Genomic DNA, 22,224 nt, shown 5'->3' with positions numbered 1-22,224 from the left:
CTAGAAGGATTGGCCGATACCGGCATAGATTCCATAATCTGTGCCATTTTCGTACTTGTTCAGCGGCACGGCAAAATCAAGTCGCAGCGGGCCGAACGGCGTGGCATATCGTATCCCGGCGCCGGCGCCGGCGCGGATATCGGAAAAACCGGGAAAGGTGCTGTCCGATACCGTACCGACGTCGATAAAGGGCACGATGCCGATCGTATCGGTGATCTTGATGCGCGCCTCCAGCGAACTGGTCACATAAGAGCGGCCACCGGTCGCATCGCCGGCGTCGTTATAGGGCGAGATTTCCTGAAAGCCGTATCCGCGCACCGAGCCGCCGCCGCCAGCAAAGAAACGCTGCGTGGCGGGAATATCCTCGATGCCATCGCCGCCGATCAGGACGCCGGCTGCGAGCTTGCCGGCAAGCACCAGGCCGTCCTCGGCACCGAACGGCAGATAGCCGGAGATCGACCCCTCGAATGCCGCATAGGGCGTGGCGTTGAAAATCTCGTAGCCGGGCTTTGCCGAGAGGGTCGCGCGATAACCTTCCGTCGGGTTGAACTTGTCGTCGCGCGCGTCGCGGTCATATTGGATCGGCAGGGTGAAGGTCAGGTGGTCATTTTGGCCAAAGGCGTCGTCGTCACGCTCCCAACTGATTTCGCCGCTCGCCGAGATGGTGTCCTGGTCGGTCAGTTCGTAGGAAAGACCGAGCGAGGCGGTGACGAGCTTCGCATTATAGGCATCCGGATTTTCGGTCTTGGCGATGATGCCGGCTTTCAGCGTGGCGGCAGGGAAGAAGGCGCCGGGCTTGGTGAAGAGGATGCCGGCGGAATAATCGAGGCTGCCGACGTCCGTCGTCTCGCCGAGCCGCGAGACCGAACCCTCGATCCTCAGCGTCTCGGCTTCACCGAACAGGTTGCGGTGGCCCCAATAACCCTGAATGCCGAGGCCGTCCGTGGTGGAATATTGCGCGCCGACACCGAAATAGCGCCTCTTGCCTTCCGAGACCTCTATCGTCATCGGCAGCGTACCATCAGGCGCCAGCGTATCGCCCTGGTGAATGGTGACGCTCGAAAAGACGCCGAGGGCGCGAAGCCGTTCGCCGGCCTTCTTCAGCGCCTCCGGGGAATAGGCCTCGCCCTTGTTCAGCCGGGAATAGCGCTGGATGAACCCAGGTTTGACGGTTTTTTCGCCGGTGACGCCGACATCGCCGATCGGGGCGACAGGACCGCCTTCGGCAGCAAGCACGATGTCGACCGTATTGCTCTTGTGATCGGCGACAACCTTGCGCTCGGTCAGTTTGGCGAAGGGCCGGCCTTGGCTCTTCAGCTGCTCGACGATCTTGTCGCCGGCCTTGATGATGGCGAGCGAGCCGGCCTCAGCGCCTGGGGCGAGATCGTAGTCGGCCGGGTTGCGATCCGCGGCATCGCCGCCGAACTGGACCTCGTGAACTTTGAAAACCGGGCCTAGAGTGACCTCGACGGTAACGGGGATCGGACCCGAGCGATCGAATGTCGGGTTGGGCGGCAGGTCGTCGATATTCTTGCCGTCGATGGTGATCGCAACCACGCCGCCATAGCGGGCCTTTTCGTACAAGGCGGCGATCAGCCGTTCACGGTCGTCACGCGCCTTGACGACGATGCCGAGATCGCCGGAGACCGGCTGTTTCTGGTCGCTGACAAGGCGGGAGCTGTTCTCCAGCGCTTCTTTCAGGTCGGGATCGGCGGTATCCGCTTTGAGATCGACCTGATAGCGCACAGGATCGGGTACCTGTTCGCCTTCGTCTTTATCCTTGCCGAAGATGGTGATGCCGAAAAGCTTGAAGGCGTAAGCGTCGCCGATCAGGACCGGTGAGAACGCAGCCGCCGCTGCGACCACCATCATGGTGCCTGTTCGCCGATACGCAGTACCTGTTTTCGGGCCTGTCCCTCTGATCCGCATCCGCCGCTTTTGGTTTACGCCTACATGAAGCTTCGTTGCCCAGCCATGAACAGTTTAGCGGCAAAATCGTGCGGGGTGTACCATTTTAAATTGCCAACGCACTAATTTAGCACAAAAAATCCCGGACGTGTGTCCGGGATTCCCTGATCTTACCGGTTTGCGAGTACTCTCAGCGCGGGCAAGTGTCGATGTAGCGGCGGCCGTAGCGGTCACGGTAGTAGCACTGGCCGGGCTGTTCGGCGACGCTGCCGATGAGGGCGCCGGACACGCCGCCGATAGCGGCACCGACCGCCGCGCCACGGACATTGCCGGTAACCGCACCGCCGATCACGGCGCCGGATGCAGCGCCGATGCCTGCACCCTGCTGGGTCGGCGTGCAGCTTGCAATCGACAGACCGATCAATGCGAGTATGACAGCTTTCTTCATTCCATTTCTCCTGGGTTATCGCCCATTGGGCTTAGGCCGTCCCTATCGTTTTTTGTCAGGCTAGCTCGAAAACTATGTCGGAAGAAAGGGTTGTCCACTATCGACACGATTTTTTTGCAGGACTGGCGCGAGGGTGTGGCATGCGGTTCCGCGAATTTCGATCGCCTTCCGTCCATCAAACTTATGGATTATCACGCGCATATTTTTTATCTGGAATCATTCAAAAATCTGGGCCTTTTGCCGCAGTTGATGTTAAAGCAAAGGGGTAAGCATTGACGCGCGGACGTTCGATCAGCAAGAACGATCGCGTGATACTGGAGCATATGATGGATTTCGAAGCGTTTTTCAAAAACGAGCTGGACGGGCTTCATGCCGAGGGCCGTTACCGCGTTTTTGCCGATCTCGAACGTCACCGCGGCCACTTCCCGCGCGCGACGCGCCATACGGCCGATGGCGAAAAGGAAGTCACGGTCTGGTGCTCCAACGACTATCTCGGCATGGGTCAGAACCCGAAGGTGATCGAGGCGATGAAGAACGCCATCGATCACTGTGGCGCCGGTGCGGGAGGCACCCGGAATATTTCTGGCACCAACCATTACCACGTCCTGCTCGAGCGTGAGCTCGCCGACCTGCACGGCAAGGAAGCAGCGCTGATCTTCACCTCGGGCTATGTCTCCAACTGGGCAGCACTCGGCACGCTCGGTGCGAAGATCCCCGGCCTGATCATCTTCTCCGATGCGCTGAACCATGCCTCGATGATCGAGGGCATTCGTTACGCCAAGTGCGACAAGGTGATCTGGAAGCACAATGACATCGCCGATCTCGAAGCCAAGCTTGCCGCCGCCGATCCGAAGGCGCCGAAGCTGATCGCCTTTGAGAGTGTCTATTCGATGGACGGCGATATCGCCCCGATCAAGGAGATCTGCGATCTCGCCGACAAATACGGCGCGATGACCTATCTCGACGAGGTGCATGCCGTCGGCATGTACGGCCCGCGCGGCGGCGGCATTGCCGAGCGCGAGGGGCTGATGGACCGGTTGACGGTCATCGAGGGCACGCTCGGCAAGGCCTTCGGGGTGATGGGCGGCTATATCGCCGCGTCGACGGCGCTTTGCGACTTCATCCGTTCGTTTGCCTCCGGCTTCATCTTCACCACGGCACTGCCGCCGGCGCTGGCCGCCGGTGCGGTCGCCTCGATCCAGCATCTGAAGGTCAGCCAGTTCGAGCGCGCCCGCCATCAGGACCGGGTGCGCAAGCTGCGCTCGCTGCTCGATCAGAACGGCATTCCGCATGTGCCCAATCCGAGCCATATCGTGCCGGTGCTGGTCGGCGATGCGGCGAAGTGCAAGTGGATCTCCGACCTGCTGCTCGATAATTGCGGCGTCTATGTCCAGCCGATCAACTATCCGACAGTGCCGAAGAAGACCGAGCGGCTGCGCATCACGCCGACGCCGCTGCATTCCGACGCCGATATCGCCAATCTGGTCGAGGCGCTGCATTCCCTCTGGTCGCGCTGCGCGCTGGCACGGCATGTCGCCTGATTTTCCCGCAATCGCCTGGGTTTGAATCCAGGAATCGGGACCTCCATCAGAGGTCCCGAGCATCATCGTTTGTTTCCTCGTTCTTTTAGCCGAGTAAGGTTATCCAGTGCGTCGCGCAGGCATCTGTGTCGGCTCCACGGAGAGATGACGCATTGCAATTCGGTCTGAACGATTTGGATCGGTCTTCTCCCACGCCTCCTTCCCGCAGCCCACACATCCTTTGATGTCTGCCGAATTGCATGAGAAAACCTTTTCTCACTTGACAGAAAGCTTGGTAAAAGCTTTTCTCAGACCACTTCAAAAGGAGGAAGGTCTGAACATATCGGGAGGAAAAAGAGGCAGGATCACCATACATGAGGTGGCGTCGGCTGCCGGGGTGAGCATCTCGACGGCGTCGAAGGCGCTCAACGATACCGGCCGAATGGGAGCGGAAACGCGCGAGCGGGTGAAGCGGATCGCCGGCGAAATCGGATATCGGCCGAATGCGCTGGCGAGGGGTCTTCTCAGCAAGCGCAGCTTCACCGTCGGGCTGCTGACGAACGACACCTACGGGCGTTTCACCCTACCTGTGATGGCGGGTATTTCGGACGCTCTCGTCGATCACGGGGTTTCGGTTTTCCTGTGCGCCATCGAAGACGATCCGGCGCTCGCCCAGACCCATGTCGATGCGATGCTGGACAAGCAGGTCGACGGCATCATCGCGACGGGAAAGCGCCTGGACAGGCGTCTGCCCGTCGACCTGTCGAACTTGAATGTGCCCGTCGTCTACGCCTTTACGGAGGGGACGCAGGACAGCGTGACGTTTCGTTCGGACGACGAACAGGGTGCGAGACTGGCCGTCGAATGGCTCATGAAGATCGGGCGGCGGCGGATTGCGCATATCACCGGGCCGGAGGACTTCTTTTCGGTGCGGGAGCGTGCCGGCGCCTATCATCAGGTAGCAGGTCACCGTGAGCCGGTGCTCTACGGCGTCTGGTCGGAAAGCTGGGGCCATGAAGCGATCGAGCAGCTTTGGAAGCGGCCCGGAGAAAAACCGGACGCGATCTTCTGCGGCAACGACCAGATCGCGCGCGGCGCGGTGGATGCCTTGCGCGAGCGCGGCGTCAAGGTGCCGCAGGACGTCTCCGTGATCGGTTTCGACAATTGGGAGATTGTCGCGGCCCAGACGCGGCCGCCGCTGACGACGGTGGATATGGAGTTGAAAGAGCTCGGGCGGCAGGCCGGATTGACGGTTCTGGCGCTCGCGGAAGGCCGGCCTGTCGAACCGGGTGTGCGGAAATTGCCCTGCCGGCTGATCGTCCGGCAGTCATGCGGGGGGTGAGGCCCCCAAGGAATGGGAATAAGGGAATGAACAAAGGCGCAGGGAGATGCGCCATATCGGGAGGAATGTCATGATCAAGCGTCTATTGGCGGCGACCGGCATCGCTACCTTGTGTCTGGTGTCGGCCGCATCAGCCGCCGAAAACGTCGAAATGTGGGTTCGCACGGGCATCGGCGACGCTTTCAAGAAGGTCGTCGAAGCCTATAATACCAGCCACGACAACAAGGTCGTGGTGACCGAAGTGCCGTTCTCCGAACTCGTGCAGAAATATGCGACGGCGATTGCCGGCGGGCAGGCGCCGGACGCACTGTCGATGGACCTGATCTACAATCCCGCTTTTGCCGCGGCCGGCCAGCTGGAAGACCTGACGGACTGGGCGAAATCGCTTCCCTATTTCAATTCGCTTTCGCCCTCGCATGTTCGCCTCGGCACCTACCAGGATCGGGTCTACGGCCTGCCGCTTTCTGTGGAAACGTCAGTCTTCGCCTGGAACAAGGATCTCTACAAAAAGGCCGGCCTCGACCCGGAGAAGGCGCCGGCGAGCTGGGACGAAATCACCGCCAATGCCGAGAAGATCCGCGCATTGGGTGACGATACCTACGGTTTCTATTTCTCCGGCGGCGGCTGCGGCGGCTGCATGATCTTCACTTTCACGCCGCTCGTCTGGGGCGCGGGCGCCGACATCCTGTCGGCCGACAGCAAGACGGCGACGCTCGATACGCCTCAGATGCGCAAGGCCGTCGACATCTACCGCAACATGGTCAAAAAGGACCTCGTGCCGGCGGGTGCGGCCAGCGACACCGGCGCCAACTTCCTGACCTTCACCAACGGCAAGATCGGCCAGCAGAGCCTCGGTGCGTTCGCCATCGGAACGCTGGTCACCCAGCATCCGGACATCAATTTCGGCGTGACGCTCATCCCGGGTGTCGACGGGAAGCCTTCGTCGTTCGCCGGCGGCGACAATTTCGTCATCACCAAGGGCACGAAGAGGATCGACGCGGTGAAGGAGTTCCTCGAATATATCTATTCGATGGACGGCCAGAAGATCATGGCGAAATACGGTAGCCTGCCGACGCGCGGCGATATCGCCGACAAGGTGCTGGATGGCCTCGATCCGCGCTTGCAGGTCGGTCTCAAGGCGATCAGTGTGGCCAAGACGCCCTATACGCTGCAGTTCAACGACCTGATCAACAGCGCCAACGGCCCGTGGGCAAGCTTCACCAACGCAGCGATCTTCGGCGACGATGTCGGTGGTGCGTTTTCGAGCGCCCAGTCGGAAATGCAATCGATCATCGACAGCGGCCAATAACTCTCCCAAGGCCGCGGCCGGGGAGCGGTGGCAGCTTCCCGGCCTATTTCAATTTGACAGATGCGGAGCGTTTCGATGACCGGTTCCGGTTCGAACACCCTATTGCCTCGACGCGAGCGACGGCGCAGATCGAACTGGCGCGGCCCTCTCTACATCGCACCGGCCATGGCGCTGGTCATCGTCTTCTTCGTCATGCCGGTTCTCTTCACGGGATGGATGAGCCTTCATAACTGGCCGCTGATGGGGGCATCGCGCTGGATCGGCTTCAACAACTATTTCCGCATGGTGAACGATAGCCGCTTCATGGCGGCACTGAATTTCACGGCCTATTACACCGTGATCGTTACCATCGCGATCTTCGCCGTCGCCTTTCCGCTGGCGATCTTCGTCGAAAAGGAACGGCAGTTCGTCAGCGCCTACCGCACGATCATCTTCCTGCCCGTGGTCGTCGGTCTTGCCACGGCCTCACTGCTCTGGGTCTGGCTCGCCAATGTCGACAGCGGCTTTATCGGTCCGGCCTTGAAAGCGCTCGGTCTTCTGGAAAAGAGCCCCAACCTGCTTGCAACCTTCGACACCGCGTTTCTGACGATCATTGTGATGGTCGTCTGGAAGATCGCCGGTTTCACCATGATCATTCTTCTGACCGGACTTCAGGCCATTCCGTCCGAGCTGACGGAGGCCGCCCGCATCGACGGCGCCGGCCGCTGGCAGCGCTTCCGGCATCTGACGCTGCCGCTGATGCGCAAGACGATCGCGCTGGCGCTGATCGTCTCCGTCACCGGCTCGATCCTCGCTTTCGACCAGTTCTACATCATGACGTCGGGCGGGCCGCAGAACAAAATGATCTCGGTGGTCTATTACATCTTCAACCAGTCCTTCGTTTCCTTCAACCTTGGCTACGGCGCAGCGCTCTCGATCGCCCTTCTCGCCATCCTTGTCGCCATCAGCATCGTGCAGCTCTGGCTGCTTCGCGTCGGAGAGGAGCGCCCATGACCACCTCAAGGGAGCGCCGCACACGCAAGGCCATCCGCGCGAAATCGGCCTATCATCTCACCGGCATGGCGATCTCGATCTTCTTCCTTGCGCCCTTCGCGGTGACACTGCTCGCCTCGTTCCGGCGGGGGACCGAAGCCAGCCAGCCGCCCCTGCCCCCATGGCCAACATCCGGCGTCAGCTTCGATGCCTATGCCTTGCTCGACACGTTCGGTGCCGGCATCTGGCAGCACATGATCAATTCACTGTTCGTCTCGGTCGCCACGGTGGTGCTGACCGTCGTCGTCAGCCTGCTCGCCGGTTACGGCTTCTCACGTTACCGGTTCCCGATGAAGAATGCGCTTTTCGTGCTGATCATCGCGACGCTGATGATCCCGTTCCAGTCGATCCTGACGCCGCTCTTCATCATCCTGGCAAAGCTCGGCCTCAACAATTCGCTGCTCGGCCTGACGCTCGTCTATGTGACGCTGCAGCTGCCCTTCTCCGTCTTCATGATGCGCAACGCCTTTGACGCCGTGCCGAAGGAAATCGAGGAGGCGGCGCGCATCGACGGGGCGCGCGATCTGAGGCTTCTCGCGCGCGTTCTCCTGCCGCTGGTGCTTCCAGGCGTGGCGACGGTCGCGATCTTTGCCTTCCTCAATGCCTGGAACGAGTTTCTCGCCGCACTCGTCCTGCTCTCCAGCAATGAGAAATACACCCTGCCAGTGCTGATGACGGCGGTTCGCGCCGGACGGCTCGGCGCCATCAACTGGGGAGCGGTGCAGGCCGGCGTCGTCGTCATGACGATCCCCTGCCTGATCGTCTTCCTACTCTTGCAACGCTACTATATGCGCGGGCTGATGGCCGGCGCCGTGAAATGATCTTAGGGAAAGTGGAGCCCATGACCATGCCAAGCAATGACCGCCAGTTCCGTCCCGTCGCCGTTCCCGATGTCGAACTCGGCGGGTTCTGGGGCAAATGGCAGGATGCCGTCTGCAATTCGACCGCCGAGACCCTGCTCGACCGCTGCGTCGAGGCCGGCATGCTCAAGGCGATCGACGTCAGCCAGCCAAGCCCCGGCGTCGTCATTCCCATTCAGCCATGGGGCGGGACGACGCAGATGTTCTGGGATTCCGACCTCGGCAAATCGATCGAGACCATCGCCTATTCGCTCTATCGCCGGCCGAACCCGAAGCTGGAGGCGCGGGCCGATGAGATCATCGACATGTATGAGAAGATGCAGGACGAGGACGGCTATCTGAACGCCTGGTTCCAGCGCGTGGAGCCAAGCCGCCGCTGGACCAACCTGCGCGACCATCACGAACTCTATTGCGCCGGCCATCTGATGGAAGCGGCCGTCGCCTATTATCAGGCGACCGGCAAGCGCAAGCTGCTCGATATCATGTGCCGCTTTGCCGATTACTTGATCAAGATTTTCGGACACAGCGAAGGCCAGATCCCAGGCTATTGCGGCCATGAGGAAGTCGAGCTTGCGCTGGTCAAGCTTGCCCGCGTCACCGGGGAGAAGAAATATCTCGAACTTTCGAAATATTTCATCGACGAACGCGGCACCGAGCCTCATTTCTTCACGGCGGAGGCCGCGCGCGACGGCCGCGCGCTCTCGGAGTATCATCAGAAGACCTATGAATATGCGCAGGCGCATCAGCCGGTGCGCGAGCAGACAAAGGTCGTCGGCCATGCCGTGCGGGCGATGTATCTCTATTCTGGGATGGCCGACATCGCCACCGAATACAAGGACGACAGCCTGACGGCAGCGCTGGAAACGCTCTGGGACGATCTGACGACCAAGCAGATGTATATCACCGGCGGCATCGGGCCGGCTGCATCCAATGAAGGTTTCACCGATTATTACGACCTGCCAAACGCCACCGCCTATGCCGAGACCTGCGCTTCGGTGGGCCTGGTTTTCTGGGCGAGCCGCATGCTCGGACGCGGGCCGGACCGACGCTACGCCGACATCATGGAGCAGGCGCTTTACAATGGCGCGCTGCCTGGCCTTTCCACCGATGGCAAGACCTTCTTCTATGACAACCCGCTCGAAAGTGCCGGCAAGCACCACCGGTGGAAATGGCACCATTGCCCCTGCTGCCCGCCCAACATCGCCCGGCTGGTGACGTCAATCGGCTCCTATATGTACGCCGTTGCCGACGATGAGATCGCCGTGCATCTCTACGGCGAAAGCACCGCCCGGCTGAAGCTTGCCAACGGTGCCGAGGTGGAGCTGGAGCAGGCCACCAACTATCCGTGGGACGGCGCTGTCGCCTTCACCACCAGGCTGACGAAGCCAGCTCGATTCGCGCTGTCGCTGCGCATTCCGGATTGGGCGGAAGGTGCGACGCTCAGCGTCAACGGGGCGATGCTCGACCTCGGTGCGCATGTTCGCGACGGCTATGCGAGGATCAATCGCGAGTGGGCGGATGGCGACCGCGTCGCCCTCTACCTGCCGCTTGCGCTTCGCCCGCAATATGCAAACCCGAAGGTGCGCCAGGATGCCGGCCGCGTCGCCTTGATGCGCGGCCCGCTCGTCTATTGCGTGGAAACAACGGACAATGGCGCAGATCTCAACGCCATCGTGCTACCCCGTGAACTGCCGGCCGCCGAAACGGTCGTGCTGAAGGACCTTAACGATGCCGTCGCTCTCGATCTCAAGGTCGAGCGCGAAGAAACATCCGATTGGGGCAGGCCGCTTTATCGCAAGGCTCCGGCCGAAAGGCAGGTCGCCACGGCGCGTTTCGTGCCCTATCATCTCTGGGACAACCGCGCGCCCGGAGAGATGCTCGTCTGGGTCCAGTCGGGCAAATAGGTCGCTTGGGGATGACGAACGGTATGGGTAACAAGAGCGTCGTGCTCCAGGACGTGCGGAAAAGCTATGGCAGTCTTCAGGTGGTCCACGGGATCGATCTGACGATTGCGGAAGGCGAATTCGTCGTCTTCGTCGGCCCGTCCGGCTGCGGAAAATCGACGCTGCTTCGTATGATCGCGGGCCTCGAGGACGTCACCGACGGAGAGATAGAGATCAAGGGGCGCCTCGTCACCGATCTCGATCCATCCGAGCGCGGCATCGCCATGGTCTTCCAGTCCTACGCGCTCTACCCGCATATGAGCGTGCGCGACAACCTGGCCTTCGGGCTGAAGATGGCGCGCACCAGTCCCGCCGACATAGAGACCCGCGTCAAGGCCGCTTCCGCAATCCTGAAGATCGACCATCTTATCGACCGGCGGCCCGGACAGCTCTCCGGCGGCCAGCGCCAGCGCGTGGCGATCGGCCGGGCGATCGTGCGCAAGCCTGACGTCTTCCTGTTCGACGAGCCACTCTCCAATCTCGATGCGGAACTGCGCGTTTCCATGCGCATCGAGATCGCCCGTCTTCACCGCGAACTCGGCAACACGATGATCTATGTCACTCATGACCAGACGGAAGCGATGACGCTCGCCGACAAGATCGTGGTGCTGCGCGACGGACGCGTCGAGCAGGCCGGAACGCCGCGGGAAATCTACGAGGACCCAGCCAATACTTTCGTGGCGGGCTTCATCGGCTCACCTCGGATGAACCTCCTGAACGCCCGCTGGGGCGAGAGAGGCCTCGTGGACGTCGCCGGCTCTCGTATCGAGAGCGGCTTAAGCAGGACAGACGGGCCGGCCGGAAACGCGTTGACGCTCGGCCTGCGGCCGGAGCATCTGAAGGTGGCGTCCGACCGTTCGGGTAAACTGACGGCGACCGTCGATTTCTCGGAATATCTCGGGGGAACGCAATATCTCTATTGCCAGCTGGCCGATGGTCAGTCGCTGACTGTCGAGCACCGTTCACCGGTCAGCATCGCCGCAGGAGAAGAGGTCAGCCTGCTGTTCGAGCCATCGGATTGCAGGTTGTTCGATGAGGGCGGCAAACGGCTGCGGTAATCATCGCGCGTCCGAAAGCTTCAGCTGGCGGCATCGAGCCTCATTAGCTCGGCGGCCCTGTGCCGGGCCTGCCTGTCGGCAGCGAAGACATCGTCCATGCCGGATGCCGCCGGCAGGTGGGCGAGATCATCCATGACCTTTTCGGTGATGTCGGCCATGGCAAGGAAGGATAGCCGCCTCTCGATGAAGGCCTCGAGCGCCACTTCCTTCGCGCCGTTCAGAACCGCGCCCTGAACGCCGCCGCGTGTCATTGCAAGCCGTGCAAGCCGCAGAGCCGGAAAGCGCCGCTCGTCCGGCGCCTCGAAATCGAGCCGCGCAAGCTTGGCAAAATCCAGCCGCTCGACCGGCAGGTTCGGCCGGCGCGGAAAGGAGAGCGCATAACCGATGGCTGTGCGCATGTCGGGGGCGCCGAGCTGCGCCAGAACCGAGCCGTCGGTATAGCCGACCATGGAATGAATGATCGACTGCGGGTGGAAAATCACCTCGATCTGTTCGGGCTTGAGCCCGAAAAGGTGCCGGGCCTCGATCATCTCAAGCGCCTTATTGAACATCGAGGCGCTGTCGATCGAGATCTTCAATCCCATCGACCAGTTCGGATGGGCGCGCGCCGTTTCCACCGTCACGCCGGCCATCTCCTCCAGAGATGCGGTGCGGAAGGGGCCGCCCGATGCGGTCAGGATCACGCGCTCGATGGCGGGGCGTTGGTTTTCTTCCAGCACCTGGAAAATCGCATTGTGCTCGCTATCGACAGGAAGCAGCCTGCCGCCGCCTTGATGGATCGCCTTGATGAAGAGATCGCCCGCCGAGACCAGGCATTCCTTGTTGGCAAGGGCGATATCGGCGCCGCGGCGCGCGGCCGCGAGGGTCGGCGCCAGACCCGCCGTGCCGACGATTGCCGCCATCACCCAGTCCGCTTCGCGGTCAGCCGCTTCCATGAGGCCGGATTTTCCGGATGCGACGGCAATGCCGCTGCCTGAGAGTTCATATTTCAGGGATTCGTAATGCCGGTCGTTCGCGGTAACCGCCAGCCCTGCGCCGAAGGATCTGGCCTGGCGGGCAAGCAGCTCCACGTTGCCGTTGCCGGTCAGCACGGAGATTTCGAATTTCTCCCGTCCGCCCAGATGTTCGACGACATTGAGGGTGTTGCGGCCAATCGAGCCGGTCGAGCCGAAGATGCTGAGGCGCCGCGGCGCGGTGTTGCCGGTCATCATTTAGAATTTCGCGAAAAATTGCTCTCGTAGGCTCAGGCTCTACTAGGCTTTGGAGGGAGCGGCAAGTGTGCGGTGCAGCAGATTTCAACCGCCAAGGGGTTTACAGAGCGCCGGCTGGATGTGATCCTTACAGCATTCCCAAGGGAATCGAGCTTCCCAGCGGTCGTCACGGCCGTCAGGATATCGGGGGCGCTGCGGCGTCCGTCAAAGGCACGTCAGTGTCATAGGCCTCCGGCCAACATTAAATCGAGGATGAAACCGGGATGGACGGCTTGGCCGCAATCCCGCCCGTGCGCGTTGCGAGCGCTTTCCCATAAACCGCGCGCCGGTTTCGGCGCCGCCGTCAGTGTCAGGTCAAAACGATCGGATCTCATGAAGATATTCAAAACAGCATGCATTCTTTTCGCCATCCTGCCTTCGGCGGTGCCGGACGCAAAGGCGGACGACCTGTTGATCTGGTCTCCGGCCAAGCTTTCGGAGCGGTCCTACAAGGCGACGATGGGTTTTCGCCTGCCGGCAGAGTGGGAAACGAGCGCCGGCGCCGATATCGGTCTTGCCTCGACCAAAGGCGGGGCGCCGCTGCCCGAATCCGGACAAGCCATGCTTTGGGGCAAGATCAGTAAGACGACCGTCACCCCGGCAGGCCAATCGCAGGAGGGCGCGAGTGTCAGGGTCGATACGTTGCGCGGCAGCGGCGCGCTGATCCTCAGCCGCTCACGCAGCTGGATCCTCTCGGAGTCGCTCGACATGCAGTCGAGCCGGTCCATCAGTGTCCAATATGACACCGTCGATGCGCGGCAGGCTTCGGTAACGGCGTCGCAGGCGCTGAAGCTCATCCATCCCTGGACGGGAACTTCGCTTTCGGCGGGAACGGGCGTCAGCAACGCCGGCGGCGACTTCTCGAGTACGGTGGCGGTCAGCCAGGCCATTTTGCCGAACCTCAATCTCGATGCCTCGGTGAATAATCCGTTTTCGGGAGGCGAGGCCGGCAGCGTCAATCTGCGTTATCGCGTGCAGTGGTAGCGGCACTGAAACCAAACTCCGTCGAACGGCGTTTGCTAAGCAGATTTCACGGAGAAGCGGATCATGGTTTTCAAGGAACAGACATTTCACGGGCTCGAGCCTGAGATAGACGCGGAAATCGCCAATCGTGCATCGCTCGAGGCTGCCGTTGCCAATGCGCTGGCGATCGCCGGCGGTATCGATGCCTCGGATGTGGAGGTGACGATGGAGGAAAGCCAGATCGTGCTGACCGGCACCGTCGGCACGGTGGGCGAAATCGAGCGGGCAACTGTCGTCGCCAGGGCTGTCGAAGGCGTGCAATCGGTGCACAACCGGATTCTGCTTGGCGGAGCTGGGATCAGCGACGCGCATTGACCGCCGAAGCACACGCCCGAGATGTGCGTGCGGAATGCGCGTTCATCAACCGGCGAAGCGCTCGACCAGGAAGGAAGAGCCCGCCAGGCGATCCGTCTTCCCGGTGGTAACCGGCCCCTGCGGCTGATGGGCTATGGCAAGCAGCAGGGCGCTGACGGCGACATAGGCGATCGCCAAAAGAGTCATCTTGATACGCATGATGAATCCTCCTGTTTCGCGGGTAAACGCGGCTGATATTGCGAAGTTCCTCATGGCGAAATCAGACGGAAAGCCCGGCCGGGGAGGATCGGCCGAGCGTTTCATATGTGCATTCCCTTATCGGCAGATTCGGGTTTCCTTGATGACCGTATGGCCATGGCGGCGGATCCTTTCCGTCTTGGTGAAGCACTCCTCCGAGACGCGGCGCGACATCATGTGATGACGGTAATAGGGGCTGTAGCGGTAATAGGGACGTTCCGAATCGCGGTAGTAGGAACGTTCCGGATCGCCGTAATAAGGACGTGCGTTATCCGTGGTGATGGTGACGCTCGCCGCCTGGGACGGCATTGTGGAAAAGACGGACGCTGCGGCGAGCGTGCAGGCGAGGATAAACTGTTTCATGACGGCTCTCTCTTTCTGAGTTGGTCATAGTCTCAACTCGACCGAAGCCTTGTCGTTCAATCACATAGCGTTACCGATTGTGTCGAAGGTGGAAACCTTTGCCGCGCCTGCTCGTTAGAGCGCCATGGGTTCTTTCGGACGCACAAAGGACGCTCTAACACTTTGAAACTGCGCATCGAGCTTTCCGAAAATCGATTCCGCTTTCGGGCCGATGCGCTAGCGCAGGTGGACAGCCGGAGGCATCGATCATGAGACCGATTGCAAGGATCATCGCCGTCGCAGCCGGAGTTGTGGGCGGGATGGTCTTCTCGCAGGCGCCGGAATTTGCCCAGCAATACCGCCAGCGCATCGGCGGGGCGATCGACGAACTGCGCGTCATCGTCGAGGATTTCAGCCAGCAGGCCGCCACACACCATCTCGACCGCCAGGAGGCGCTGAACGCCTATGCGCAATCCTCGGACGACTTCCTGCGCGACCGCGGCGTCTCGATGCAGAGCACGATTACTCGCTACGAGACGCTGCTGTCGCAGCAGCAGAAACTCGGCACAGCGGCTCCCGTCGCCAAGCCTTTCGTGCTGGTGGGGAATGCGGACGATGTGGTGTTCGCCAATACCTGGCGCGATTTCGTGCCCGGTGTGCCGGTGAGCTTTGCGGGTCTTGTCTGGGGTGCGATCGGCTTTATCGGTGGATGGGTTGTCGCAGCGGTGCTGGGATTGGGAACGCGGTGGGTTGTGAGAGGACGACGAGCCCTTCGTCAGGTGCTGTAAGTCAACACGAAAGACAATGTGGCTCGGTGCCGATTTGCAAAACGAGACTGGTCATTCTAACTACTCCCGCAGCACGCGAGGAAGGCCAAGGACAATGCAAACCATTTGGAAAAAGCCGGTGACGATCGCCCTTGAAGGGCCGGATCAATGGGTGGTGATTCAGACCACCCAGGCTGCGACCTGGGCGCTGATTGAAGACTGGCCGACAGATGAAGGTCCCGCCCTGGATCGAGCTTGCGCCGTCTGCGCGGATGTCATGTCTGGAAAGCGAAGCCGAGAGGAGGCGCGGCAGGCATTCATAGAGGCTGCGATTGAAGCAGGAATTCCGATCAAGGAATGAGAGAAGACGCCTCGACTGGCTTCTGCCGCCTGGTTTGCGCGGCGCACGCCGACGTCGAGTTCCCATCTGCTCAGGTGAGGCGCTGAAAAAATGGTGATCCCGGCGCGATTCGAACGCGCGACCCCCAGATTAGGAATCTGGTGCTCTATCCTGCTGAGCTACGGGACCACTGGACGCCATGCATACAAAAGGCTTGGCGCGAAGCCAAGCCTTAATTCTTGTCAGAGGCCGAGGCGTTGTTCGGCGAGGCGGACCCAGTAGGAGATGCCGTGCGCGATGACGTCGTCGTTGAAGTCGTAGGCCGGGTTGTGCAGGCCGGCGCTATCGCCATTGCCGATGAAGATGAAGGCGCCGGGACGGGCGTTCAGCATGTAGGAGAAATCCTCGCCGCCCATCATCGGATCGATCTCGGGATTGACGTTGCCCTCGCCGGCGATGGCGCTTGCGACGGCGACCGCATGTTCGGTCTCGTCGGGATGGTTGACGGTGACGGGATAGTTGCGGTGGAAGCTGATCTCGGCCTCAGCGCCGTGGGCCGCGACCAGGCCCTCGACAATTTGCCGGAACCGCGTTTCAGCCAGCGTGCGCACTTCGGGGTCGAGGGTGCGGACGGTGCCGGCGAAGGTGGCGTCGTTCGGAATGACGTTATGGGCGAAACCCGCATTGAACTTAGTCACCGAGACGACGACCGAGCGCAGCGGATCGGCGGTGCGCGAAGCGATCATCTGCAGATTGGCGACGATCTGGGCGCCGATGACGATCGGGTCGATGGTGCGGTGCGGCTGGGCGGCGTGGCCGCCGCGACCCTTGATGGTGACGGTGAATTCGTCGGTCGCCGCCATGATCGCGCCCTTGCGAATAGCAAACTGTCCCACGGGCAGGCCCGGCAAGTTGTGCATGCCATAAACCTCTTCGATGCCGAAGCGCTCCATCATGCCGTCCTTGACCATCAGATTGCCGCCGCCGCCGCCCTCTTCGGCAGGCTGAAAGATGACGGCGATATTGCCGTTGAAATTGCGGGTCTCGGTCAGGTATTTCGCCGCGCCAAGCAGCATGGCGGTATGGCCGTCATGACCGCAGGCATGCATCTTGCCTGGTGTCTTCGAGGCCCACGGCTTGCCGGTGATCTCCGTCAGCGGCAAGGCGTCCATATCGGCGCGCAGCCCGATCGTGCGGCTGCCTTCGCCCTTGCCCTTGATCAGGCCGACGACGCCGGTGCGGCCGATGCCGGTGACGATTTCGTCGACGCCGAATTCCTTGAGTTTTTCAGCGACGAAAGCGGCCGTGTTTTCCACCGCGAAGAGAAGTTCGGGCCGCGCGTGAATATGGCGGCGCCATTCGGCGACTTCGTCCTGCAGTTCGGCGGCTCTGTTCAAAATCGGCATATCGGCGTTCCTGTTATCAAATACATTCCTGTTACGGAATCCTGGCAATCGTTGATCGCTTCACAAGGGCGTGAGGCTCATGCAAATTACTTCGTCAATGACCTTTGCCATGTCATAGCCATATAGGCTAGATAGATGAAGCTTTCGAGATTTCCTGATATCTGAAGGATGAGCCGTGCCGACGAGCCACTTTGGTTTATTTGCCGCTTCGCGGCAGCTTAGCTTCATAGTTGCCGCGACTGCCGGTTTTCTTGCCTCCGTCCCGCTCGCCCAGGCCAATCCGCATATTCTCGTCGACGTGCAGTCCGGCCGCGTGCTGGAACATGAAGAAGCCTTCCGCAAATGGTATCCGGCCTCGCTCACCAAGCTGATGACCGTCTATACGGTGTTCGATGCGATCCGCGCCGGTCAGATCAGCCTCGATACGCCTATCGTCATGAGCAAGCGCGCTGCCGCGCAGCCGGCCGCCAAGATGTATTTCAAGCCGGGCCAGAAGCTGACGCTCGACAGCGCCCTGAAGATCCTGATGGTGAAGTCGGCCAACGACATAGCCGTCGCGGTCGCCGAAGCCGTCGGCGGCACGCAGGAAGCTTTCGTCACGCGGATGAACGGCGCGGCGCTGAAGCTCGGCATGACGGATTCGCATTTCATCAATCCCAACGGCCTGCCCGGCAAGGGGCAGTATACGACGGCGCGCGACCTGGCGGTGCTGACGGTGGCGCTACGCCGTGATTTTCCGCAGTATGCCGGCTATTTCTCGCTGGAGGGCTTCACGACAGGCCAGCAGAACGTGCCGAGCCTCAATCTGCTGATCGGCCGTTTCGCCGGTGCTGACGGCATGAAGACCGGTTTCATCTGCGCCTCGGGCTTCAACCAGATCGGTTCTGCGACGCGCAACGGCCGCACCCTCGTCTCGGTCGTGCTCGGCACGGACAGCCTGGCTGCGCGCGCCGATGCCACCGCGAACCTCTTGCAGAAGGGCTTTACCACGCAGCCCACCGCGGGTGATACGCTCGGTTCGCTGAAGCCTTACGGGCAGGGACGGGATCAGGTCGCTGATATTACCGCCGATATCTGCAGCGCCAAGGGCGCCAAGATACGCAGCGAAACGCGCGACGAAGTCGGCCGCATGAAGATTCAGTCGCCCTACATCCAGGAAATGGATCACGAGCCGCAATTCGTCTTTGCCGGCCTCATTCCGGGCCAGGATCCGCAGCCGGCTCCGCAGCCGGAAAAAGTGGCGGGCGGCGATACGGCAGGAACGATCGCCAACGTGCCGGTGCCGTTGCCGCGCCCGACAGCTTTCTAAGGTAAAATCGACATGAGCGCGCTCAACGACAGAATTCCGGTCACCATCCTGACCGGCTTTCTCGGCGCCGGAAAATCGACGCTGCTCAACCGCGTCCTCAAAGACCCTGTCATGAAGGACGCGGCCGTTATCATCAACGAGTTCGGTGATGTCGGCATCGACCATCTGCTGGTCGAAAGCTCAGGCGATCTGATCATCGAGCTGTCGGACGGCTGCCTCTGCTGCACGGTGCGCGGCGAGCTTGTGGATACGCTGGCGAACCTGATGGATGCCGTGCAGACAGGCCGTGTCAAAGCGGTGAAGCGGGTCGTCATCGAGACGACGGGGCTCGCCGATCCCGCCCCGGTCATGCAGGCGATCATGGGAAATCCTGTGATCGCGCAGAATTTCGAACTCGACGGCGTCGTCACGGTCGTCGACGCGGTGAATGGTCTGCAGACGCTCGACAATCATGAGGAAGCGCGCAAACAGGCCGCGGTGGCCGACCGGCTGATCATCTCGAAAAAGTCGATGGCCGGGCAAACGGATGCCCTGGAAAAACGCCTCCGCGCGCTCAATCCGCGCGCCGCGATGATGGATGCCGACGGCGCCGAGGCGGGCAGCGCTGCAGTGCTGGTGAACGGGCTCTACGACCCCGCGACGAAGATCGCCGATGTCGGCCGCTGGCTGCAGGATGAGGATGCGCATGAGGCGCATCACAATCACGACCACGGTCATGATGGACATCACGATCACCATGGTCATCACCACCACCATCATCATCATTCGGATCAGGATCCGCACGACGTCAACCGGCACGATGCCTCGATCCGGTCCTTCTCCATTATCGAAGAGAAGCCGATCGATCCGATGGCGCTCGACATGTTCGTCGATCTCCTGCGCTCGGCCCATGGCGAAAAGCTGCTCCGGATGAAGGCGATCGTTTCCGTCTCCGACCGGCCGGAGCGGCCGCTGGTGCTGCACGGTGTCCAGAGCATCTTTCATCCGCCGGTGCGGCTGCCGGCCTGGCCAGACCCGCAAGACCGGCGCACGCGCATGGTGCTGATCACCAAGGACCTGCCCGAAGCCTTCGTGAAGGACCTTTTCGACGCCTTTCTCGGCAAGCCCCGTATCGACAGGCCGGATCGCCAGGCGCTGTCAGATAATCCGCTTGCCATCCCGGGATTACGAATTTAGCCCTTACGGATCAGGAAGCGGTGGCCGTTTTCGGTCTTTTCCGTTTCGACCAGTTCGTGACCGTCTTCATTGCAGAAATGCGGCATGTCGATCACCGCTAGCGGATCGCTGGTATCGACGAGGATGAGCGTGCCGCTCGCCAAGTCGGCAAGCTTCCTGCGCGTCTTCATGACAGGGAGGGGGCATTTCAGGCCGCGAAGATCGTAGAGAACGGGGTTCAAACCGTTCAGTTCCGCGCCCAGAACTTCCAGAACGGCTTCTTTGCCGCGGCTTCGGCTGTTTCCTGCGGTTCGGGCGCCGCAAAGGCCAGCGGGTTCTGTTGCGGCACCGGCACAACGGCAGGTGTTGCGGCAGCGACTGCCATTGCTGGCGGTTCGGCAGGCGCTGCGGGGGTGGCGCCCGCGGCGGCCTTGGTCGTGAGGCTCTGGGCGGTGCGCTTGGCCATCAGGTCTTCGAGTTCGGCGACCTTGACCATGCGGCCGGCTTCGAGCGACGTGCCGGTCGGCGCGAAGGCGAGCTCGCGGCCCTTGCGTGTCTTGGCGACCACGGCTTTGCGCTCGGCTTCGCTGGGATCGTACCAGGCCATGCCGTCGAATTTGCTCATCGCCTTGGCATAGTCTGCATCATAGGTCTTGCCGTAGGAGGCAAGGGCGGCCGTCAGCGCCGGGGGCGTCGACATGGCCGGGCACTTGCCGCCGGCGTTGAAGGCGCCGCCATCGGTTGCCTGCTGGTTGAAGACGTATTTCTTCTCGCAGACGTTCACCTCTGGCGGGCGCTTCGTCACTTCGAAATTGTCGTAGCCGACCTTCAGCATCTTCCAGAAGTCGTAGCTCGGATCGAGGCGATGCTTGACCATGTTTTCCGCCGTCATGCGGAACGGGAAGGCCTGCAGCTGCACTGTCGACTGGCCGCCCTTGAAGGCGTCGCGGGCGAAAGCATAGATTTCGAGCACCTGCTGGTCGGTCATCGAATAGCAGCCCGACGACGAGCAGGCGCCATGAATCATCAGATCGGAGCCCGTGCGGCCGTTCACCGCGTCGTAGCGGTTCGGGAAGCCGGTGTTGATCGCCAGATAATATTTCGAATTGGGGTTCAGGTTGGCACGCGTCAGCTCGTAGAAGCCTTCCGGCGCCTGCCGGTCGCCGGTCTTGACCTTGGGACCGAGACGGCCCGACCAGGCACAGATCTTGTAGCCGGCGATCTTGTCGAAACGGTTGTCGGTCTTCGCCTTCCAGATCTCGAGCGCGCCTTCTTCCTTGAAGATGCGGATCATGATCGGCGAATTGCGGTCCATGCCCTTGGCGGCGATGTCGGCAAGAATATGGGCCGGAAGCGGCTGCTCGACCTTGTTCTTGACGGTGGAGAGATCGACCTGTGCGGTTTCCAACGCATCGTTGCAGCCGGAAAGTGCCAGCGCCATGAGCGAAACATAGGCAAAATGACGTATGCGCATCCAAACTAGCCCGTAAAGATTATGCTACCCCGGTCCGCCTATCGAGTCCGGGCACGAAGCGGAATCATAAGCGGCTTATACTTCACAAATCCTTACCAGCCTATGACGTGTCAGGAACGCCCCCGCAAGCGCAAATGTTAGAGATAACATTAATGTGGCCAAGGTTTGGCCTCAATCCCCAAGGGGCGCGGTCTTATCCTAGAGATTGCGGCCCATGTTGAGGAATTTCTGGCGCCGTTCGTTGCGCAATTGCTCGCCGGAACGCGATGCCATTTCGCCGAGCGCATTGGCGATCACATCGCCGGTTGCCGCAATCACGCTGTCGGGATCGCGATGCGCGCCGCCGAGCGGCTCGGAAATGATGCCGTCGATGACGCCGAGCGATTTCAGGTCTTCGGCAGTGATCTTCATGTTGGTCGCCGCTTCGCGGGCGCGGGTGGAATCGCGCCAGAGGATCGAGGCTGCGCCTTCCGGCGAGATGACGCTGTAGATCGAATGCTCGAGCATGTAGACCCGGTTGCCGGTGGCGATCGCGATCGCGCCGCCCGAGCCGCCTTCGCCGATGACGACGGAAACGAGGGGAACCTTGACGCCAAGGCACATTTCCGTCGAGCGGGCGATCGCCTCGGCTTGGCCGCGCTCCTCGGCGCCGACGCCTGGATAGGCGCCTGCCGTATCCACCAGCGAAATGACGGGCAGGCCGAAACGGTCGGCCATTTCAAGGATGCGGATCGCCTTGCGGTAGCCTTCCGGGCGGGGGCTGCCGAAATTGTGCTTCAGGCGGGTCTTGGTGTCGTTGCCCTTTTCCTGGCCGATGACGGCGACGGGCTGGCCGCGGAAGCGGGCAAGGCCCGCCTGGATCGCGGCATCCTCGGAAAACTTCCGGTCGCCGGCGAGCGGCGTGAATTCCTGGAACAGCGTCTTGGCGTAGTCGACGAAATGCGGGCGCTGCGGATGGCGGGCGACCTGCGTCTTCTGCCAGGCGTTCAGCTTGGAATAGATCTCGACGATCGCCTCACGGACGCGAACCTCCAGCCTGCCGATTTCATCGGTGGTGTCGATGCTCTCGTCTTCCGTTGCGAGCTTCTTCAGCTCGATGATCTTGCCTTCGAGGTCGGAGATCGGCTTTTCGAAGTCGAGATAATTGTGCATGAGGTGCGTTTCCGTTCCTTGTGCCCGGGGCGTT

At 61.3% G+C, this 22,224-nt stretch carries 23 protein-coding genes and 1 tRNA gene; 14 read left to right on the top strand and 10 right to left on the bottom strand.

Annotated elements, in window-relative coordinates; all coding sequences use genetic code 11:
- Together NE852_RS20275 and NE852_RS20270 are read right to left on the bottom strand one after the other, a co-directional pair.
- Positions 1 to 1,929, bottom strand: a complete 1,929-nt coding sequence (locus NE852_RS20275; RefSeq protein WP_258156003.1) for an autotransporter assembly complex family protein — start codon at positions 1,927 to 1,929, stop codon at positions 1 to 3.
- A gap of 169 nt (positions 1,930 to 2,098) precedes the next feature.
- Positions 2,099 to 2,356: a YMGG-like glycine zipper-containing protein gene (locus tag NE852_RS20270; RefSeq protein ID WP_003582726.1), complete on the bottom strand. Its 258-nt coding sequence runs from the start codon at positions 2,354 to 2,356 to the stop codon at positions 2,099 to 2,101.
- Between the two features lie 90 nt (positions 2,357 to 2,446).
- Here NE852_RS20270 and NE852_RS20265 point away from each other — a divergent pair, with 90 nt between their 5' ends.
- The 8 genes from NE852_RS20265 to NE852_RS20230 all read left to right on the top strand — a co-directional run bounded on the left by NE852_RS20265 (position 2,447) and on the right by NE852_RS20230 (position 11,420).
- Positions 2,447 to 2,632, top strand: a complete 186-nt coding sequence (locus NE852_RS20265) for a hypothetical protein (protein ID WP_008527892.1) — start codon at positions 2,447 to 2,449, stop codon at positions 2,630 to 2,632.
- 50 nt (positions 2,633 to 2,682) lie between these two features.
- Complete coding sequence (gene hemA, locus NE852_RS20260; RefSeq protein ID WP_258156715.1) at positions 2,683 to 3,897, top strand: 5-aminolevulinate synthase; 1,215 nt, start codon at positions 2,683 to 2,685, stop codon at positions 3,895 to 3,897.
- Positions 3,898 to 4,255: 358 nt separating this feature from the next.
- Positions 4,256 to 5,218, top strand: a complete 963-nt coding sequence (locus tag NE852_RS20255; protein ID WP_008527879.1) for a LacI family DNA-binding transcriptional regulator — start codon at positions 4,256 to 4,258, stop codon at positions 5,216 to 5,218.
- A 70-nt stretch (positions 5,219 to 5,288) separates the two neighbouring features.
- Positions 5,289 to 6,527: a sugar ABC transporter substrate-binding protein gene (locus NE852_RS20250; protein ID WP_008527877.1), complete on the top strand. Its 1,239-nt coding sequence runs from the start codon at positions 5,289 to 5,291 to the stop codon at positions 6,525 to 6,527.
- A gap of 75 nt (positions 6,528 to 6,602) precedes the next feature.
- The gene (locus tag NE852_RS20245) at positions 6,603 to 7,520 is read left to right on the top strand and encodes a carbohydrate ABC transporter permease (protein ID WP_008527875.1); all 918 of its coding nucleotides are present in this window, start codon (positions 6,603 to 6,605) and stop codon (positions 7,518 to 7,520) included.
- Complete coding sequence (locus tag NE852_RS20240) at positions 7,517 to 8,380, top strand: carbohydrate ABC transporter permease (protein WP_008527872.1); 864 nt, start codon at positions 7,517 to 7,519, stop codon at positions 8,378 to 8,380. The genes NE852_RS20245 and NE852_RS20240 overlap by 4 nt, the downstream gene beginning before the upstream one ends.
- Positions 8,381 to 8,400: 20 nt before the next feature.
- Positions 8,401 to 10,323 carry a glycoside hydrolase family 127 protein gene (locus tag NE852_RS20235; RefSeq protein WP_258156002.1) on the top strand — a complete coding sequence of 641 codons (1,923 nt, stop codon included), beginning with the start codon at positions 8,401 to 8,403 and terminating at the stop codon, positions 10,321 to 10,323.
- Between the two features lie 11 nt (positions 10,324 to 10,334).
- Positions 10,335 to 11,420: an ABC transporter ATP-binding protein gene (locus tag NE852_RS20230; RefSeq protein ID WP_258156000.1), complete on the top strand. Its 1,086-nt coding sequence runs from the start codon at positions 10,335 to 10,337 to the stop codon at positions 11,418 to 11,420.
- Positions 11,421 to 11,440: 20 nt separating this feature from the next.
- Here NE852_RS20230 and dxr read toward each other — a convergent pair whose 3' ends face one another.
- Entirely contained in the window at positions 11,441 to 12,631 is a 1,191-nt protein-coding gene (gene dxr, locus NE852_RS20225; RefSeq protein WP_008527847.1) for a 1-deoxy-D-xylulose-5-phosphate reductoisomerase, read from the bottom strand.
- Between the two features lie 372 nt (positions 12,632 to 13,003).
- Here dxr and NE852_RS20220 point away from each other — a divergent pair, with 372 nt between their 5' ends.
- On the top strand, positions 13,004 to 13,654 hold the full coding sequence (locus NE852_RS20220) for a hypothetical protein (RefSeq protein ID WP_008527845.1): 651 nt from the start codon (positions 13,004 to 13,006) through the stop codon (positions 13,652 to 13,654).
- A 63-nt stretch (positions 13,655 to 13,717) separates the two neighbouring features.
- Positions 13,718 to 14,008, top strand: a complete 291-nt coding sequence (locus NE852_RS20215; RefSeq protein WP_037171747.1) for a BON domain-containing protein — start codon at positions 13,718 to 13,720, stop codon at positions 14,006 to 14,008.
- A 45-nt stretch (positions 14,009 to 14,053) separates the two neighbouring features.
- Here NE852_RS20215 and NE852_RS20210 read toward each other — a convergent pair whose 3' ends face one another.
- A complete protein-coding gene (locus NE852_RS20210) occupies positions 14,054 to 14,206 on the bottom strand; it encodes a hypothetical protein (protein ID WP_164841425.1) in 153 nt (50 codons plus the stop codon).
- 117 nt (positions 14,207 to 14,323) lie between these two features.
- On the bottom strand, positions 14,324 to 14,608 hold the full coding sequence (locus NE852_RS20205; protein ID WP_008527815.1) for a hypothetical protein: 285 nt from the start codon (positions 14,606 to 14,608) through the stop codon (positions 14,324 to 14,326).
- 248 nt (positions 14,609 to 14,856) lie between these two features.
- Between NE852_RS20205 and NE852_RS20200 the strand changes: the two genes are divergently transcribed.
- A complete protein-coding gene (locus NE852_RS20200; protein ID WP_008527814.1) occupies positions 14,857 to 15,375 on the top strand; it encodes a DUF2937 family protein in 519 nt (172 codons plus the stop codon).
- A gap of 94 nt (positions 15,376 to 15,469) precedes the next feature.
- A complete protein-coding gene (locus tag NE852_RS20195) occupies positions 15,470 to 15,715 on the top strand; it encodes a DUF982 domain-containing protein (protein ID WP_088689246.1) in 246 nt (81 codons plus the stop codon).
- 91 nt (positions 15,716 to 15,806) lie between these two features.
- Here NE852_RS20195 and NE852_RS20190 read toward each other — a convergent pair.
- A tRNA-Arg gene (locus tag NE852_RS20190) sits at positions 15,807 to 15,883 on the bottom strand.
- Between the two features lie 53 nt (positions 15,884 to 15,936).
- Entirely contained in the window at positions 15,937 to 17,100 is a 1,164-nt protein-coding gene (locus NE852_RS20185) for a M20 aminoacylase family protein (protein ID WP_008527812.1), read from the bottom strand.
- A 175-nt stretch (positions 17,101 to 17,275) separates the two neighbouring features.
- Between NE852_RS20185 and NE852_RS20180 the strand changes: the two genes are divergently transcribed.
- Positions 17,276 to 18,409 (top strand): D-alanyl-D-alanine carboxypeptidase family protein, encoded by a 1,134-nt coding sequence (locus NE852_RS20180; protein ID WP_008527811.1) that lies wholly within the window; start codon positions 17,276 to 17,278, stop codon positions 18,407 to 18,409.
- A gap of 12 nt (positions 18,410 to 18,421) precedes the next feature.
- A complete protein-coding gene (locus NE852_RS20175) occupies positions 18,422 to 19,585 on the top strand; it encodes a GTP-binding protein (RefSeq protein ID WP_258155997.1) in 1,164 nt (387 codons plus the stop codon).
- Here NE852_RS20175 and NE852_RS20170 read toward each other — a convergent pair.
- The 3 genes from NE852_RS20170 to NE852_RS20160 form a co-directional block, all read right to left on the bottom strand.
- Positions 19,582 to 19,806: a sulfurtransferase TusA family protein gene (locus NE852_RS20170; protein WP_008527809.1), complete on the bottom strand. Its 225-nt coding sequence runs from the start codon at positions 19,804 to 19,806 to the stop codon at positions 19,582 to 19,584. The two genes, NE852_RS20175 and NE852_RS20170, sit on opposite strands and share 4 nt — an antisense overlap.
- A gap of 5 nt (positions 19,807 to 19,811) precedes the next feature.
- Complete coding sequence (locus tag NE852_RS20165) at positions 19,812 to 21,038, bottom strand: murein L,D-transpeptidase family protein (protein WP_258155996.1); 1,227 nt, start codon at positions 21,036 to 21,038, stop codon at positions 19,812 to 19,814.
- Positions 21,039 to 21,236: 198 nt separating this feature from the next.
- On the bottom strand, positions 21,237 to 22,190 hold the full coding sequence (locus tag NE852_RS20160; protein ID WP_008527808.1) for an acetyl-CoA carboxylase carboxyltransferase subunit alpha: 954 nt from the start codon (positions 22,188 to 22,190) through the stop codon (positions 21,237 to 21,239).
- Positions 22,191 to 22,224: the final 34 nt, after the last annotated feature.

The sequence above is a fragment of the Rhizobium sp. Pop5 genome, from assembly GCF_024721175.1.
Taxonomy (GTDB): Bacteria; Pseudomonadota; Alphaproteobacteria; order Rhizobiales; family Rhizobiaceae; genus Rhizobium.
The sequence above is the reverse complement of the archived record's forward strand: the minus strand, read 5'-3'. Positions and strand labels throughout refer to the sequence as shown.

What these genes read in the sequence shown, in the direction of transcription:
- NE852_RS20275 (WP_258156003.1), bottom strand. Translation starts at nt 1,929, where the DNA reads ATGCGGATCAGAGGGACAGGCCCGAAAACAGGTACTGCGTATCGGCGA.
- NE852_RS20270 (WP_003582726.1), bottom strand. Translation starts at nt 2,356, where the DNA reads ATGAAGAAAGCTGTCATACTCGCATTGATCGGTCTGTCGATTGCAAGC.
- hemA (WP_258156715.1), top strand. Translation starts at nt 2,683, where the DNA reads ATGGATTTCGAAGCGTTTTTCAAAAACGAGCTGGACGGGCTTCATGCC.
- NE852_RS20250 (WP_008527877.1), top strand. Translation starts at nt 5,289, where the DNA reads ATGATCAAGCGTCTATTGGCGGCGACCGGCATCGCTACCTTGTGTCTG.
- NE852_RS20245 (WP_008527875.1), top strand. Translation starts at nt 6,603, where the DNA reads ATGACCGGTTCCGGTTCGAACACCCTATTGCCTCGACGCGAGCGACGG.
- NE852_RS20240 (WP_008527872.1), top strand. Translation starts at nt 7,517, where the DNA reads ATGACCACCTCAAGGGAGCGCCGCACACGCAAGGCCATCCGCGCGAAA.
- NE852_RS20235 (WP_258156002.1), top strand. Translation starts at nt 8,401, where the DNA reads ATGACCATGCCAAGCAATGACCGCCAGTTCCGTCCCGTCGCCGTTCCC.
- NE852_RS20230 (WP_258156000.1), top strand. Translation starts at nt 10,335, where the DNA reads ATGACGAACGGTATGGGTAACAAGAGCGTCGTGCTCCAGGACGTGCGG.
- dxr (WP_008527847.1), bottom strand. Translation starts at nt 12,631, where the DNA reads ATGATGACCGGCAACACCGCGCCGCGGCGCCTCAGCATCTTCGGCTCG.
- NE852_RS20220 (WP_008527845.1), top strand. Translation starts at nt 13,004, where the DNA reads ATGAAGATATTCAAAACAGCATGCATTCTTTTCGCCATCCTGCCTTCG.
- NE852_RS20215 (WP_037171747.1), top strand. Translation starts at nt 13,718, where the DNA reads ATGGTTTTCAAGGAACAGACATTTCACGGGCTCGAGCCTGAGATAGAC.
- NE852_RS20210 (WP_164841425.1), bottom strand. Translation starts at nt 14,206, where the DNA reads ATGCGTATCAAGATGACTCTTTTGGCGATCGCCTATGTCGCCGTCAGC.
- NE852_RS20205 (WP_008527815.1), bottom strand. Translation starts at nt 14,608, where the DNA reads ATGAAACAGTTTATCCTCGCCTGCACGCTCGCCGCAGCGTCCGTCTTT.
- NE852_RS20200 (WP_008527814.1), top strand. Translation starts at nt 14,857, where the DNA reads ATGAGACCGATTGCAAGGATCATCGCCGTCGCAGCCGGAGTTGTGGGC.
- NE852_RS20195 (WP_088689246.1), top strand. Translation starts at nt 15,470, where the DNA reads ATGCAAACCATTTGGAAAAAGCCGGTGACGATCGCCCTTGAAGGGCCG.
- NE852_RS20185 (WP_008527812.1), bottom strand. Translation starts at nt 17,100, where the DNA reads ATGCCGATTTTGAACAGAGCCGCCGAACTGCAGGACGAAGTCGCCGAA.
- NE852_RS20175 (WP_258155997.1), top strand. Translation starts at nt 18,422, where the DNA reads ATGAGCGCGCTCAACGACAGAATTCCGGTCACCATCCTGACCGGCTTT.
- NE852_RS20165 (WP_258155996.1), bottom strand. Translation starts at nt 21,038, where the DNA reads ATGCGCATACGTCATTTTGCCTATGTTTCGCTCATGGCGCTGGCACTT.
- NE852_RS20160 (WP_008527808.1), bottom strand. Translation starts at nt 22,190, where the DNA reads ATGCACAATTATCTCGACTTCGAAAAGCCGATCTCCGACCTCGAAGGC.